This is a genomic window from Pseudomonas sp. 10S4, assembly GCF_034344865.1.
In the GTDB taxonomy this organism is placed as follows: domain Bacteria; phylum Pseudomonadota; class Gammaproteobacteria; order Pseudomonadales; family Pseudomonadaceae; genus Aquipseudomonas.
In genome coordinates this window covers 1,332,993-1,346,207 of sequence record NZ_CP133774.1, presented here as the reverse complement: position 1 = coordinate 1,346,207, position 13,215 = coordinate 1,332,993, and the positions used below count along the sequence as shown (strand labels likewise).

General features: G+C 60.2%; 11 protein-coding genes and 1 pseudogene. 3 read left to right on the top strand and 9 right to left on the bottom strand.

Annotation, left to right across the window (positions count from 1 at the left end):
* Nucleotides 1-100: 100 nt before the first annotated feature.
* The 4 genes and pseudogenes from coaD to RHM58_RS06330 form a co-directional block, all read right to left on the bottom strand.
* A complete protein-coding gene (gene coaD / locus RHM58_RS06345; protein WP_201198592.1) occupies nt 101-580 on the bottom strand; it encodes a pantetheine-phosphate adenylyltransferase in 480 nt (159 codons plus the stop codon).
* Between the two features lie 115 nt (nt 581-695).
* Nucleotides 696-2,290, bottom strand: a pseudogene (locus RHM58_RS06340) (GMC family oxidoreductase N-terminal domain-containing protein).
* Nucleotides 2,291-2,446: 156 nt separating this feature from the next.
* The gene (locus tag RHM58_RS06335) at nt 2,447-2,992 is read right to left on the bottom strand and encodes a twin-arginine translocation pathway signal protein (RefSeq protein ID WP_201198590.1); all 546 of its coding nucleotides are present in this window, start codon (nt 2,990-2,992) and stop codon (nt 2,447-2,449) included.
* Between the two features lie 28 nt (nt 2,993-3,020).
* Nucleotides 3,021-4,451 carry a coniferyl aldehyde dehydrogenase gene (locus tag RHM58_RS06330; RefSeq protein WP_201198589.1) on the bottom strand — a complete coding sequence of 477 codons (1,431 nt, stop codon included), beginning with the start codon at nt 4,449-4,451 and terminating at the stop codon, nt 3,021-3,023.
* Between the two features lie 146 nt (nt 4,452-4,597).
* Here RHM58_RS06330 and RHM58_RS06325 point away from each other — a divergent pair, with 146 nt between their 5' ends.
* The 3 genes from RHM58_RS06325 (at nt 4,598) to RHM58_RS06315 (ending at nt 7,273) form a co-directional block, all read left to right on the top strand.
* Entirely contained in the window at nt 4,598-5,287 is a 690-nt protein-coding gene (locus tag RHM58_RS06325) for a TetR/AcrR family transcriptional regulator (protein WP_201198588.1), read from the top strand.
* Nucleotides 5,288-5,302: 15 nt separating this feature from the next.
* Nucleotides 5,303-6,157, top strand: a complete 855-nt coding sequence (locus RHM58_RS06320; RefSeq protein WP_201198586.1) for a sulfurtransferase — start codon at nt 5,303-5,305, stop codon at nt 6,155-6,157.
* Nucleotides 6,158-6,247: 90 nt separating this feature from the next.
* Nucleotides 6,248-7,273, top strand: coding sequence for an IS110 family transposase (locus RHM58_RS06315; protein WP_322269892.1), 1,026 nt, complete (start codon nt 6,248-6,250; stop codon nt 7,271-7,273).
* Between the two features lie 356 nt (nt 7,274-7,629).
* On the opposite strand, the gene RHM58_RS06310 is transcribed toward RHM58_RS06315, so the two are convergent.
* Genes RHM58_RS06310 through RHM58_RS06290 form a run of 5 tightly spaced genes read right to left on the bottom strand, consistent with a single transcriptional unit; the run spans nt 7,630 to nt 12,984 of the window.
* Nucleotides 7,630-8,469 (bottom strand): AraC family transcriptional regulator, encoded by an 840-nt coding sequence (locus RHM58_RS06310; protein WP_322269891.1) that lies wholly within the window; start codon nt 8,467-8,469, stop codon nt 7,630-7,632.
* 4 nt (nt 8,470-8,473) lie between these two features.
* Entirely contained in the window at nt 8,474-9,472 is a 999-nt protein-coding gene (locus tag RHM58_RS06305) for a hydrolase (RefSeq protein WP_322269890.1), read from the bottom strand.
* 56 nt (nt 9,473-9,528) lie between these two features.
* The gene (gene rsmD / locus RHM58_RS06300) at nt 9,529-10,146 is read right to left on the bottom strand and encodes a 16S rRNA (guanine(966)-N(2))-methyltransferase RsmD (RefSeq protein ID WP_201198580.1); all 618 of its coding nucleotides are present in this window, start codon (nt 10,144-10,146) and stop codon (nt 9,529-9,531) included.
* Nucleotides 10,146-11,636, bottom strand: a complete 1,491-nt coding sequence (locus RHM58_RS06295; protein WP_201198578.1) for a M16 family metallopeptidase — start codon at nt 11,634-11,636, stop codon at nt 10,146-10,148. The genes rsmD and RHM58_RS06295 overlap by 1 nt, the downstream gene beginning before the upstream one ends.
* Entirely contained in the window at nt 11,629-12,984 is a 1,356-nt protein-coding gene (locus tag RHM58_RS06290; RefSeq protein WP_201198576.1) for a M16 family metallopeptidase, read from the bottom strand. The genes RHM58_RS06295 and RHM58_RS06290 overlap by 8 nt, the downstream gene beginning before the upstream one ends.
* Nucleotides 12,985-13,215 lie beyond the last annotated feature (231 nt).

Sequence of the window (13,215 nt, the reverse complement as noted above, 5' to 3'; positions counted from 1 at the left end):
GCCCGGGCGCAATAAACCAATGCGCGCAATTGTGCCGCATTGGCGTCCGCAGTGCACGCGGGCGCGATCAAGGGCAAAAGATCGCAGCCTTCGGCAGCTCCTACTTCTTGAAGCGTTCGGTGAGGGCGTCCGCCACCGCTGGGTGGACAAACTTGGTGATATCGCCGCCCAAGGCAGCGATTTCACGAACCAGCGTCGAGGAAATGTACGAATAACGCTCGGAAGGCGTAAGAAACAGGCTTTCCACATCCGGCGCCAGTTGGCGGTTCATGTTGGCCAGCTGGAATTCGTATTCGAAGTCCGACACTGCGCGCAAACCGCGCAGGAACACGTTGGCGTTCTTCTCTTTGGCGAAGTGCGCCAGCAGCGTCGAGAAGCCGACGACTTCAACGTTGGGCAGATGTTTAGTGACCTCGCGGGCCAGCTCCACACGCTGTTCCAGGGGAAACAACGGGTTTTTCTTCGGGCTGGCGGCGACAGCGATGATCACATGATCGAACAGGCGCGAGGCGCGTTCGACCAGATCGCCATGGCCCTTGGTAATAGGGTCGAAGGTACCTGGGTACAACACTCGGTTCATCGCGTCGTCCTGGCGGGAGTCCGTTGGGGAGTCGGATGGTATCGCAGCCTTCCCGGTCGGGAAAGTCGCCTGTTGGGTAAGAAAGCACTATAGACGATAGGAGAATTCCGGTTTTTCATGGGTTTTTCAGGCGTTCGGCCAGGGAAGTCGCCAGTTGCGCCGTCAGCCCGTAGACCGACAATTGTGGGTTTGCGCCAATGCTGGTGGGGAATAGCGATCCGTCGTGGATAGACAGATTGCTGATCTGATGATGGCGGCCAAGGCTGTCGGTCACCGCGTTTTTCGGGTCTTCGCCCATCGCACAACCGCCCATCACGTGAGCACTGCCCAGGCGTGTGCGGTACAGCTCAAGGCTCAGGCCATCGATCAAGGATCGGGCCTCGGCGAGGGTTTTCACGTAGCGCGCATCGGCGTGCATCGGCATCACCGCTTTGGCGCCACCGGCGAACTGGATCTCGGCCATGCTATGGAACGCACGGCGCAAGCCGTCCCAGGCGTAGGGTGAAACCTGGTAGTCGAGGACCGGCGTGCCATCGCCGCGCAACTCGACGCTGCCCCCGGGACTGTCCGGGTGGAAGCCGTCGCGCAGCAACGCCAGCATGGCGTGGGTGTGGGGCAGGTTTTCCATGTGTTGTGAGTTTTCTTTGCCAAAGCCGCCCAGCAGAGTCGCGGCCAAGGCCGGTTGCAGCGGCGGTACTTCGAGCTTGTAGGACATTTTGCCGGTGGTGCCGTCCTGCCATTGGAAATGGTCGGAATAGATCGACTGCGGCGCACCGTAGAACGGGTTGATCACCTCGTCGAACAGCCCGGCGGACATGTTCACCAAATGCAGGAACGTCCGGGTGCCCAGCCGTTTGTGCGGGTCGGGTGCGTCGGAACGCAACAGCAACGCCGGGCTGTTGATCCCGCCGCCGGCCAGCACGTAGTGCCGGGCCTTGACCGTGATGGTGCGTCCGGTCGGTGCGACGCAGCGATCGTCCATGGCCACGCAATTGAGGCCGGTGACCTTGCCATCCTTGATCGACAGCTTCTCGGCACGGGCCAGGTAGAGCAGTTCGCCGCCCTTTTCCAGGGTCGCCGGAATGGTCGTCACCATCATTGATTGCTTGGCGTTGGTCGGGCAGCCCATGCCGCAGTAGCCGAGGTTCCAGCAGCCGCGCACATTGCGCGGGATCACGTGCCAGCTATAGCCGAGTTGCTCGCAGCCTTTGCGGATCACGTCGTTGTTGGCGTTGGGCGGAATCATCCACGGCGCGACGCCCAGGCGTTGTTCCATTTTTCGAACCACGGCGCCATCTCGGTCGGGCTGTGGCCTTTGACGTTGTGCTCCTTGGCCCAGTGTTCGAGGGTCGGGTCCGGCGTGCGGAAGCTTGAGGTCCAGTTGATCAGCGTGGTGCCGCCCACCGCCCGGCCTTGCAAGATGGTGATCGCGCCATCCTTGCTCATGCGACCGATGCCTTCCTGATAGAGGCTGGCGTAGGCCTGGTCTTCGAGCATCTTGAAGTCGCTGCTGGTCTTGAGCGGGCCTTCTTCGATCAGCAACACCTTGTAGCCAGCGGCGCTGAGGATTTCGGCGGTGGTGCCTCCACCGGCACCGCTGCCGATGATTGCCACGTCGGCTTCCAGGGTCAGGTCCTGGGTCAATTGCGCGCCGTTGTAGGTTTTCCAGCCACGGGCCAGGCCTTCGCGGAACGGATCGGGTACGGGCATGTTCAGAATTCTCTTTTTATTTTGGATTCAGTCGTGAGGCGGCTGGCGCCTTCGCGGGCAAGCCACGCTCCCACAGGGTTTGAGTCGTTTACAAATGGGCGCTCCGCCACAAACCCTGTGGGAGCGAGGCTTGCCCGCGAAGGGGTCGCCTCGGTCTCAAACGGTCGGTGGCCCCGGATACCCGCAATGCGCCCAGGACTCCTTCCGGCTGTACCACGCCATCATCACCAGTTGTAGCAACGAGCTATGCCCCATGCGCAACAGGCTCAACGAACTGTTCTGCCAACGATCAAGGAAATGCCGGATCTCATCGCCACTGGCGTTTTCCCAACTGCCCCAGATCCCGGTCAGCGGTCCACGAGTCACGGCCATCCCGAGCACATCGAACAGCTGTTGAGTCAGTTTGAGCATTTCCGGTGACAGGTGATTGAGGCCGCTATCCAGGTTTTTCAGGGTGCCGTCGACCGCCGTCGGCATGTTCACTGAGGCCACTGCGCCGTCGAGCATCACCGGGATCAGCGCTCGCAAAAACAACAGGTCGCCGCTGCGCAAAATCGCAAAACCGCTGGCCGGAATGCTCGACGAGCAACCACTGAGGCTGGCCCCCAGCCCGGCGGTGGCGAGAAAGGCGCTGGCGCCCAGGCTGAATTTCAGCAGGCCGCGCCGTGACAGCGCGGGTGTATCGGACAGGCTTGGGCTCATTATTGTTATTACCCGGCGGTGAGGGTTATTAGCGGATAAACAGCTTCTGAATCAGTTTCTGAATAGCTTTGCCATACGGCGGATAAATCAACTTCGCCGCGTTGAACCGCTGTTTGATCAGCACACCCTTGGCCTTGCTGAAGGTCAGGAAACCTTCGTGACCGTGGTAATGGCCCATGCCCGAGGCGCCGATGCCACCGAACGGCATGTCGTCCTGGGCGACGTGCAGCAGCGTGTCGTTCAGGCACACGCCGCCGGAATGGGTTTCGTGAAGCACGCGATTCTGCTCGCGCTTGTCGTAGCCGAAGTAGTACAGCGCCAGCGGACGAGGCCGTTGATTGATGTAGGCAAATGCCTGATTCAGGTCGGTGTACGGCACGATAGGCAGCACCGGGCCGAAGATTTCGTCCTGCATTACCGTCATGTCGTCGCTGACATTGAGTAACAGGCTGTGGCCCATGCGTCGGCCCTGGCCCTGGTCGAACAGCGGAATCAACAGCGCGCCCTTGCTGGTGGCGTCGCTGAGGTAGCCGTTAAGCCGCGCCAGCTGTCGGTCATTGATGATGGCGGTGTAATCCGGGTTGTCGACCAGGGTCGGATAAAACCCGCGAACCGCTTGGCGATAGGCTTCGACGAAAGATCCGACACGATCCTCGGGCACCAGCACGTAGTCCGGCGCCACGCAGGTTTGCCCTGCGTTGAGGGTTTTACCGAAAGCGATGCGTTCGGCAGCGTCCTTGAGTGGCACGTCGCGAGAGACGATGGCCGGGGACTTGCCACCCAGTTCGAGTGTCACCGGGGTCAGGTTCTCGGCCGCTGCGCGCATGACGTGTTTGCCGATGCTGGTGGCGCCGGTAAACAGCAAGTGATCAAAACGCAGTCGGGAGAACGCGACACCGATATCAGCCTCGCCCAGCACCACGCAGACCAGGTCTTGTGGAAACACCCGGCCGAGCAACTCCTTGAGCAGTAAACCCGTAGCCGGCGTGGACTCGCTGAGTTTGAGCATCACCCGATTACCCGCCGACAACGCACCCACCAGAGGGCCGATGGCCAGATACAGCGGGTAGTTCCACGGCACGATCACACCGACAACGCCGAGCGGCTGATAAACGACTTTGGCTGAAGCGGGTTGAAAAGCGATGCCGACCTTGCGCCGCGACGGTTTCATCCAGCCCTTGAGGTGTTGGCTGGCGTAATGAATGCCGTGCAGGCTCGGCATCAGCTCGGCGAGCAGGGTTTCATCGGCGCTGCGGTGGCTGAAATCCTGGCTGATGGCGTCGATCAAGGCCTGACGTTCATCGCTCAGCAGATCCCGCAAAGCCTTGAGCCATTGCTGGCGTTGGGCGGCGGGCGGCATCGGGTTGGCGGCGTAAGCGGCCCGTTGCGCATCAAACAGTGTTTGGAGTTCGTCCAAAGGCTGCTGTAGGTTCTGCAGGTAGGCGATGTCGGCACTCATGGTCGGCTCCGGATTTATTGTAATGAGGAACTTTTTAGAGTCTATGCTCTAGAAAGTCAAATGACATCCTGGCGCAGCTTTGTTTTATCCACTCCCGGATAGGTCGTAAGATGCCCGTCACCGCACTCTGAATTAAAGCTCAAGCCATGGCCCCACGGATCAAAACCAGCGAGCGCATCGTGCAGAACAGCCTGGAGCTGTTCAATCAGCAGGGCGAGCGCAGCATCAGCACCAACCACATTGCTGCCCATATGGAAATTTCCCCGGGCAACCTGTACTACCACTTCCCCAACAAGCAGGCGATCATCGCCGTGTTGTTCAGTGAGTACGAAAGCCTTGTGGACAGCTTCCTGCGCCCGCCCCAAGGCCGCGCCGCTACGGTTGAGGACAAGCGTTACTACCTCAAGGAGCTGCTGGCGGCGATGTGGCGCTACCGGTTTTTGCACCGTGACCTCGAACACCTGCTCGAAAGCGATCCGGACCTGGCCGCCCGTTACCGGCGCTTTTCCCAGCGCTGCGTGATTCAGGGCACGGCCATTTACAAAGGGTTCGTCGAGGCTGGCATCCTGAACATGGACCGGGTGCAGATCGAATCCCTGACCATCAATGCCTGGATCATTCTTACGTCCTGGGTGCGTTTTTTGTGCACCACGCGGGAAAACTCCAACCACTTGAGCGAGCAAGCGATCAAGCGTGGGGTGTATCAGGTGTTGGTGCTGGAAGCCGGGTTTGTCACCGATCAGTCTCGCGAAGAGGTGAATGCCCTGTTCGAAGAGTTTTACGTGCCGCTGGCCCAAGCCCTGGAAGAAGGGCCGCAGGATCAAATACCGAGTTAATCACAGGAGCCCGTTATGCCCATTGCGCAACTGATCAGCCCGCAAGCGTTGGACCTGAAGAAGGAGCAGCCGGGGCTGGTGATTCTGGATTGTCGTTTTGCCCTCGAAGACCCTGACTACGGTCAGCGCAGTTATGCCGAAGGGCATATCGCCGGGTCGAGCTTTGCCGATCTGGAGCGTGATCTCAGCGGGACGGTCATCAAAGGCGTCACCGGGCGCCATCCGCTGCCTGAACCCGAAGATTTGATCGAACGCCTGCAAGCCTGGGGCATCAGCCCTGACAGCGAAGTGGTTCTGTACGACGACGGTCCCGGTGCCTACGCGGCTCGGGCCTGGTGGTTACTGGCCTGGCTGGGCAAGCGTGACGGCGTGTTCATCCTCGATGGCGGGCTCAAAGCCTGGCACGCGGCCGGTCTGCCATTGAGTCTCGATGCGCCTTCGGTTTTGCGTGGAACCTTCAGCGGTACGCCGGATGCTTCATTGTTGCTTAGTGCCGATCAACTTCAGCAACGTCTCGGCCATCCTGCGCTGACCCTGCTCGACGCCCGCGGCTTGCCGCGCTTCAAAGGCGAAGTGGAGCCGATCGACCCGATTGCCGGGCACATCCCCGGCGCGCAATGCGCGGCGTTCACTGACAATCTGGGCAGCGACGGGCGTTTCCTGCCGGCCGATCAGCTCAAGCAGCGCTTTGCCGCGAAACTCGGTGATCGCTCGCCGACGGAATTGGTGGCGTATTGCGGTTCCGGCGTGACGGCCTGCCACAACCTGTTTGCGTTGTGCCTGGCGGGTTATCCGTTGGCGTCGTTGTATGCCGGGTCGTGGAGTGAGTGGATCAATGAACCGGCGCGGGGCGTTGCGACCGGCGAATAAACACAGAACCAAATAATGAAATGGCTCCCCCCGCCGCCCCCTGTGATCGCCCACTAAGCTTTCACAGGGGGCTCATCGGAGACCGTTGCCATGAACAAAGTAGCTATTGTCGCCATCGATCTGGGAAAACACAGCTTTCATCTGCATGCACAAGATGATCGTGGTCATGAGCTTTACCGCAAAAAGTTTAATCGGGCGGCGCTCATCCAGCATCTGGCCAATCTCGAACCCTGCACCGTTGCGATGGAAGCTTGCGGCGGAGCCCACTTCATGGCGCAGGAAGTCTCAAGACTGGGGCATATACCCAAACTCATTGCTCCGCATCTCGTGCGTCCGTATGTGAAAAGCAACAAGAACGACTTCGCTGATGCCGAAGCGATCTGCGAGGCTGCAACTCGTCCAACAATGCGCTTTGTGCCGCCCAAGAATCAGGCTCAGCAGGCGCTGGCCATGCTCAACTCGACACGTGATTCGTTCATCAAAGAACGTACTGCTACCGTCAATCGGATTCACGCAGCCCTCCTGGAAGTCGGAATCAGCTTGGCCCCAGGCTTCAAGTCCATCAAAGATCTTCCAGCGCTGCTTGAAGCGCATCCACTTCCCGATTCCATCAAAAAACTACTGACCAGGCTGCGTGAGCACTTCAATTACTTGCACGAGCAGGTCAAGGCTTTGGATAAGGAAGTGGAGTGCCAAGCCGCTGAAGATGATCTGGCTGTTCGCTTGATGACGATGCCGTGTGTCGGCCCGATCACCTCCAGCGTCCTGGCTGCCGAGTTGGGCGATGGCAAACAGTTCAAGTGCGGCCGAGGCTATTCGGCCTCGATCGGGCTAGTGCCCAAACAACACTCCACGGGCGGAAAAACCGTACTTTTAGGCATCAGCAAGCGGGGTGACCGAAACCAGAGACGTCTGCTGATCCAGTGTGCCCGCGTCTATCTGATGCAGTTGGATCGACAGAAAGGAGCGCTGGCGGACTGGGTCCGACGGCTATGGGACAACCATCACTCCAATCATGTGGTCTGCGCACTGGCCAACAAACTGGCGAGAATCGCCTGGGCGATTGCAGCACACCACACCGAATTCGATGCGGGGCCAGGCGCGATGAACGCCTGACCCCGCTGTCACCCGAGCACCACCCACCTGGTTTGCGATGCTGGATAACAGATGACGTGAACGGCCAACCGGCCTGACGAAAACCCTGAGCTCCCACACGGCTGAAAGGCCGTCCAAGTAATTAGGATCGCCGGGCATCGATTCTCATCAAGGCGCGAATGGACCAACCTCCACTCAGACGCCGGATAGATGAAAGCAAGCCAAACACATCATCAAAAACAGTATTGCAGAAAAGGGGGAACCATAGATGTGGGAGCGGGCTTGCTCGCGAAGAGGCCATGTCAGTCGATAGAAATGTCGAATGACAGACCGCTTTCGCGAGCAAGCCCGCTCCCACATTTGGTTCTGCGCCAGGCTCAACCCCTGAGCGGTTTTCGGGCACTGCGATACGCCCCCGGCCCAACCCCGTAAACCTGCTTGAACTGCCGGCTCAGATGACTCTGGTCGGCAAACCCCAATCGCGTCGCGACTTCCAGCGGCAGGCAGCCGTCCCGTAACAAGGCCCGCGCTCGAGCAATACGTTGCTGCATCAGCCAGGTGTGCGGCGGCATGCCGGTGGCGCGGCGGAACACTCGGGCAAAGTGGAAGGGCGACAGGTTCACTGCTGTGGCCAGTTCTTCCAGTGACGGCGGTGCTGCCAATTGCGAATGCAGCAAGTCTTTGGCCTGCGTCACCGCCCGGTGTTCCTTGCCAGGTTTGCCGGCAATCGACACGGCGGCATGGCGTTGCAGCAGCGACAGCATCATTTCCCGCCAGACCGTCTGCTGTTGCAATGCTGTGGACGGGCTCTCCAGCAGACGATGCAACTGGCAGAAACCCTTCACCAGATCCGGATCGCGATACAGCGTGGCGCCGAATGCCGGCAATTCACTGGTTGGCAATTCCAGCTCGGCCAGCAGCGAGAGAATCTGCCCACTGTCGGGATAAAACGCTCGGTACAACCAACCGTCCTCGGCGCCTTTATGGCCGGTGTGCAATTCATCCGGGTTGATCAAAACGAGAGTGCCACTGCCCGCCAGATGCTCAGCGCCGCGATAACGATAGCGCTGGGCGCCAGCCATGATCATGCCGATGACATAGCCGTCATGCACATGGGGTGCGAAGCGGTGTTCGATGTAGCGCGCGGATAACAGTTCGACCCCGGCCAGCGGTGCCGTTTGCCAGAACCGAATCGACTCGCCCTGATCGTTATCCATGGCGTTATTCGCGACCCGCAGCGGTCAGCCATTGGGGAATGCGCCGCTCAAGGTAGTAACCCGGTTGCCTGAACGAACCGTCGACGAAGCCGACATGCCCACCCTTGGCTTGCAACTCGAATTGGGTGCAGGCAGACAACTCACTGGCTTCGGGCAGGCTGTGAGGAAACACGAACGGGTCGTCAGCAGCCTGGATGATCAGGGTTGGTGTGCGGATTTCACCGAGGAAATAGCGACTAGAGGCGCGGCGATAGTAATCCTCGGCGTCCGCGAAACCATTCAGCGGCGCGGTGACCCGGCCATCGAAATCCCAGAACGTGCGCATGTTTTCCAGCGAGCCTAGCGCGGCCAATTCGGCCAAGCCATCGTGGCGTCCGTCATGCTGGAACTGGCGTTGCTTGTTCTTGATGTAGGCCACCATCTCGCGCATGAAATGCGCTTGATAGACCTTGGAAAAACCCTGCCCAATGCGGTCGGCGCACTGATCAAGGCGAAACGGCACTGACACCGCCACAGCGCCGAGTACGCCGCTGTCGCTGCCGGTCTCGCCCAAGTGCTTGAGCAACACATTGCCGCCCAGGGAATAGCCGACGGCATACAGCGGCGCGAGCGGTCGTTTGGCTTTCAGGTGCTTGATGGTTTCGGCCAGGTCTTCACTGGCGCCGGAATGGTAGCTTCGCGGCAACAGATTTGGCTCGCCCGAGCAACCGCGCCAGTTCAGCGCAACACTGGCCCAACCCTGATCGCCCAGCACTTTTTGCAGGCCAGCCACGTAAGGCGAGTTCGACGAACCGGTCAGCCCGTGCAACACCAGCACCAGCGGTCCGTTGGCGGTGTGCGGGCCGTGCCAGTCGAGGTCGAGGAAGTCGCCGTCTTCCAGCCAAAGCCGTTCGCGCTCGCGATCAATATGGGTGGTTTTTCGCCACAGCGGCCCCCACAAGGTTTGCAAGTGCGGGTTGCCAAAGCCGAAGGCCGGGGTGAAGCGTTCTGGCGGATGGGACACATTATTCTCGATGCAGCGGTGCGCAACCGGTGCGCACCTTGTTTCAGGCTAGTCGATTAACCAGCAATCTCTGCTGTACGCTGCCACAACGCGTAGTAAACCCGCCCGGATTTCTGCTCGCGGTGCAGGCGCCAGTTGCCCGGCAAACCCAGCGACGACGGCGCATTTTCGCTTTCGGTGTAGACCCAGGCCTCGTCGGCCAGCCATTGACGCTCTTCGAGTAGTGCGCAAACACCGGGTAACAGGTTCTGGTTGAACGGCGGGTCGAGGAACACCACGTCGTAGGCGGTTGCTGTCTGGGTTTCCAGGTAGCGCAAGGCGTCGGCGGTCTGGACCTGGCCGGTGGTGCAGCGCAGCGTGCCCAAGTGTTCCTTGATGCTGGAGACCGCGATGTTGCTGGCGTCCAGCGCCTGGCCCATGGCCGCGCCACGGGACAGCGCTTCGAGGAACAGTGCGCCGCTGCCGGCAAACGGATCCAGCACCTTGGCCCCGGCGACATACGGTGCGAGCCAGTTGAACAGGGTTTCACGCACCCGGTCCGGCGTCGGGCGCAGGCCCGGCGCATCGGGGAAGCTCAGCTTTCGGCTGCCCCATTCACCGCCGATGATGCGCAGTTGATTTACGCCGTTATGGACGTTGTGAACAGGTTTTTTAGGACGCGATGGACTGGCCATTAATGCTCCGGAACCCCGAGCGGCTGCTCGGTGGGTTTATCAGATGGGGCCGGTAACGGCTTTTGCGGCACGGTCGGGCCAGCGGTGACGATGACCATTTTGTCCGTGCTCAAGTGTTTGTTCAGTGCGGTTTTAACCTGCTCGACAGTCAGGCTCTGGGACTGCTGCATGAAGTCTTCCAGATAGCTAAGCGGCAAGTTGTAGAAACCCATGGCGCCGAGTTGGCCGACGATATCGGCGTTGCTGGCGGTGGACAGCGGGAAGCTGCCGGCCAGTTCACGCTTGGCGTCGTCGAGTTCTTTCTGGGTCGGGCCGGTTTTAAGGTAGTCGGCGAGGACATCCTGCACCAGTTTCAGGGTGCCTTCGCTCATTTCGGCGCGGGTTTGCAGATTGATCATGAACGGCCCGCGAGCCTGCATCGGGGTGAAGCCCGAATACACGCCGTAAGACAGACCACGCTTCTCGCGCACTTCGCTCATCAATCGGGTGCCGAAACCGCCGCCGCCAAGGATCTGGTTGCCCATGGACAGTGCTGCGTAGTCCGGGTCATCACGGTCGATACCCAGTTGCGCGAGCATCAGGTTGGTTTGCTTGGAAGGGAACTCGATGTGGTTGATGCTGGCCTTCGGTTCGGTCGGCTGCGCAATCTTCGCCAGGGCCGGGCCTTTTGGCAGGGCGCTGGAGACTTGCGCGGCAATCGCTTCAGCCTCGGCGCGGGACAGGTCACCGACCATCGCAATTACTACGTTACCCGCGGCGTAGGCTTTCTCATGGAAGGCCCGCAACTGCGCCAGGGTGATCGCCGGAACAGATTTCGCTGTGCCGTCGCTGGAGGTAGCGTAAGGATGATCGCCGTAGAGACGTTTCATCAGCTCCAGGCCAGCCAGTTTGCCGGGGTTCTGCTTCTGGTATTCGAAGCCGGCGAGCATCTGGTTTTTGATCCGCGCGAACGAGTCGGCAGGGAAGGTCGGTTTACCGATGACTTCGGAGAACAACTTCAATGCCGGCTCGCGTTTGTCCACAGCGCTCAAACTGCGCAGCGAAGCAATCGCCATGTCTTTATAAGCACCGTTGCCAAAGTCTGCGCCCAAGCCTTCGAAGCCCTGGGCGATAGCGCCGACATCTTTGCCGGCAACGCCTTCGTTGAGCATGGCGTTAGTCAGCAGGGCCAGGCCGGGCGCATTGCCGTCCTGGCTGCTGCCGGCGGCGAAGATCAGGCGCATGTCGAACATCGGCAGCTCCCGGGCTTCGACGAACAACACCTTGGCGCCTTCGGCGGTGGTCCAGGATTGCACGTTCATGTTGCGATGGCTCGGGGCTTTGCCGTCGAGTTCGGCCAAAGACTGCAGCTTCTGGCTGGTCTTGGCTTTATCGAGGGCTTCGCTGGCCTTGGACTCATCGGTTTTGGAAAAATAGAACGCGGCCGAGCCGATCAGGGCGACAGCGATCAGGCCAATCAGTGGCAGGCGCGATTTTTTATGCTCACTCATGAGTCGTCTCCAGTGGAAGTACATGGGCGACGCTGAGACGTTCGCGGGTGAAATACAGCTTGGCGGCTTTCTGGATGTCTTCGGGGGTGACGCTTTCCAGATCGGCGAGTTCGGTGTCCATCAGCTTCCACGACAGACCGACGGTTTCCAGTTGGCCGATCGAGGTGGCCTGGCTGGTGATCGAGTCGCGCTCGTAGACCAGGCCGGCAATGACCTGAGCCCGCACGCGCTCCAGTTCCTGCGCCGATGGTGCGGTGGTTTTCAGCTGTTCGAGCAGCTTCCATAGACCGGCCTCAGCCTGGGCCATGGTTTTGTTTTTCTGGGTGTTCGGGGTCGCCGACAGAGTGAACAAGCTGTCGCCACGGGTGTAGGCGTCGTAGCTCGACGAACCGCCGGACACCAGCTCTTCGCCGCGCTCCAGTTGTGTCGGGATACGTCCGCTGTAGCCGCCGTCGAGCAGGGCCGAGATCAGGCGCAAGGCATTTACCGAGCGCTTGTCTTCGGCGGTGGCGATGCTCGGCACGTTGAAGGCCAGCATCAGGGCCGGCAGTTGGGTTTGCACGTGCAGGGTGATCTGCCGTTCGCCGGGCTCGGCCAGTTCCAGCGGGATTTTCGCCGGTGGTACGTCGCGCTTGGCAATCGGGCCGAAGTAACGCTGGGCCAGGGCTTTGACTTCATCCGGGGTTACGTCGCCGACCACCACCAAAGTGGCGTTGTTCGGCACGTACCAGGACTTGTACCAGTGGCGCAGTTCTTCGACCTTCATGCGGTCGAGGTCAGCCATCCAGCCGATGGTCGGCGTGTGATAACCGCTGGCCGGGTAGGCCATGGCCTTGAAACGTTCGTAAGCCTTGGACATCGGCTTGTCGTCAGTGCGCAGGCGACGCTCTTCTTTAATAACCTCGATCTCGCGGCTGAACTCGTCGGCCGGCAATTTCAGGTTGGCCATGCGGTCCGCTTCGAGCTCGAAGGCCACGCCCAGGCGATCACGGGCCAGCACTTGGTAGTACGCCGTGAAGTCGTCGCTGGTGAAAGCGTTCTCTTCGGCGCCGAGGTCACGCAGGATCAGCGACGCTTCGCCGGGGCCAACCTTCTCGCTGCCCTTGAACATCATGTGTTCCAAGGCGTGGGACAAACCGGTTTGCCCCGGCGTCTCATAGCTTGAGCCGACCTTGTACCAGATCTGGGAAACCACCACCGGCGCACGATGGTCTTCGCGCACGACGACCTTCAAGCCGTTGTCGAGGGTGAATTCGTGGGTGGGTTGTGGATCGGCAGCCAGGGCCGAGAGGGGCAGACAAACTGTGCTGAGCAGCAGGCCTGCGGCGCGGCGGGCTAGAGCATTCATACGTTTTTAAACCTGTTGAGCTGCCCGCTTGGTCTTAGCCTAGGCGGGCGAGGAGGTGCTAGGATACTGATCCGTTTTACTGGCGGCCACGCCTATCAGGCCATTAATCGGCCTGCAGGTTGTATGGGTTCTCGGCAGAAGCTTTCAGTTTGTCAGCTAAACTCTGCGTTTTCGCCGACGATGCCGGTCCAGTCCTTCGTATTAGTCGACCTTTGAGGTGCCGTTGGTGCC

Coding starts and splice junctions, on each gene's coding strand:
- coaD (WP_201198592.1), bottom strand. CDS start 580: ATGAACCGAGTGTTGTACCCAGGTACCTTCGACCCTATTACCAAGGGC.
- RHM58_RS06335 (WP_201198590.1), bottom strand. CDS start 2,992: ATGAGCCCAAGCCTGTCCGATACACCCGCGCTGTCACGGCGCGGCCTG.
- RHM58_RS06330 (WP_201198589.1), bottom strand. CDS start 4,451: ATGAGTGCCGACATCGCCTACCTGCAGAACCTACAGCAGCCTTTGGAC.
- RHM58_RS06325 (WP_201198588.1), top strand. CDS start 4,598: ATGGCCCCACGGATCAAAACCAGCGAGCGCATCGTGCAGAACAGCCTG.
- RHM58_RS06320 (WP_201198586.1), top strand. CDS start 5,303: ATGCCCATTGCGCAACTGATCAGCCCGCAAGCGTTGGACCTGAAGAAG.
- RHM58_RS06315 (WP_322269892.1), top strand. CDS start 6,248: ATGAACAAAGTAGCTATTGTCGCCATCGATCTGGGAAAACACAGCTTT.
- RHM58_RS06310 (WP_322269891.1), bottom strand. CDS start 8,469: ATGGATAACGATCAGGGCGAGTCGATTCGGTTCTGGCAAACGGCACCG.
- rsmD (WP_201198580.1), bottom strand. CDS start 10,146: ATGGCCAGTCCATCGCGTCCTAAAAAACCTGTTCACAACGTCCATAAC.
- RHM58_RS06295 (WP_201198578.1), bottom strand. CDS start 11,636: ATGAGTGAGCATAAAAAATCGCGCCTGCCACTGATTGGCCTGATCGCT.
- RHM58_RS06290 (WP_201198576.1), bottom strand. CDS start 12,984: ATGAATGCTCTAGCCCGCCGCGCCGCAGGCCTGCTGCTCAGCACAGTT.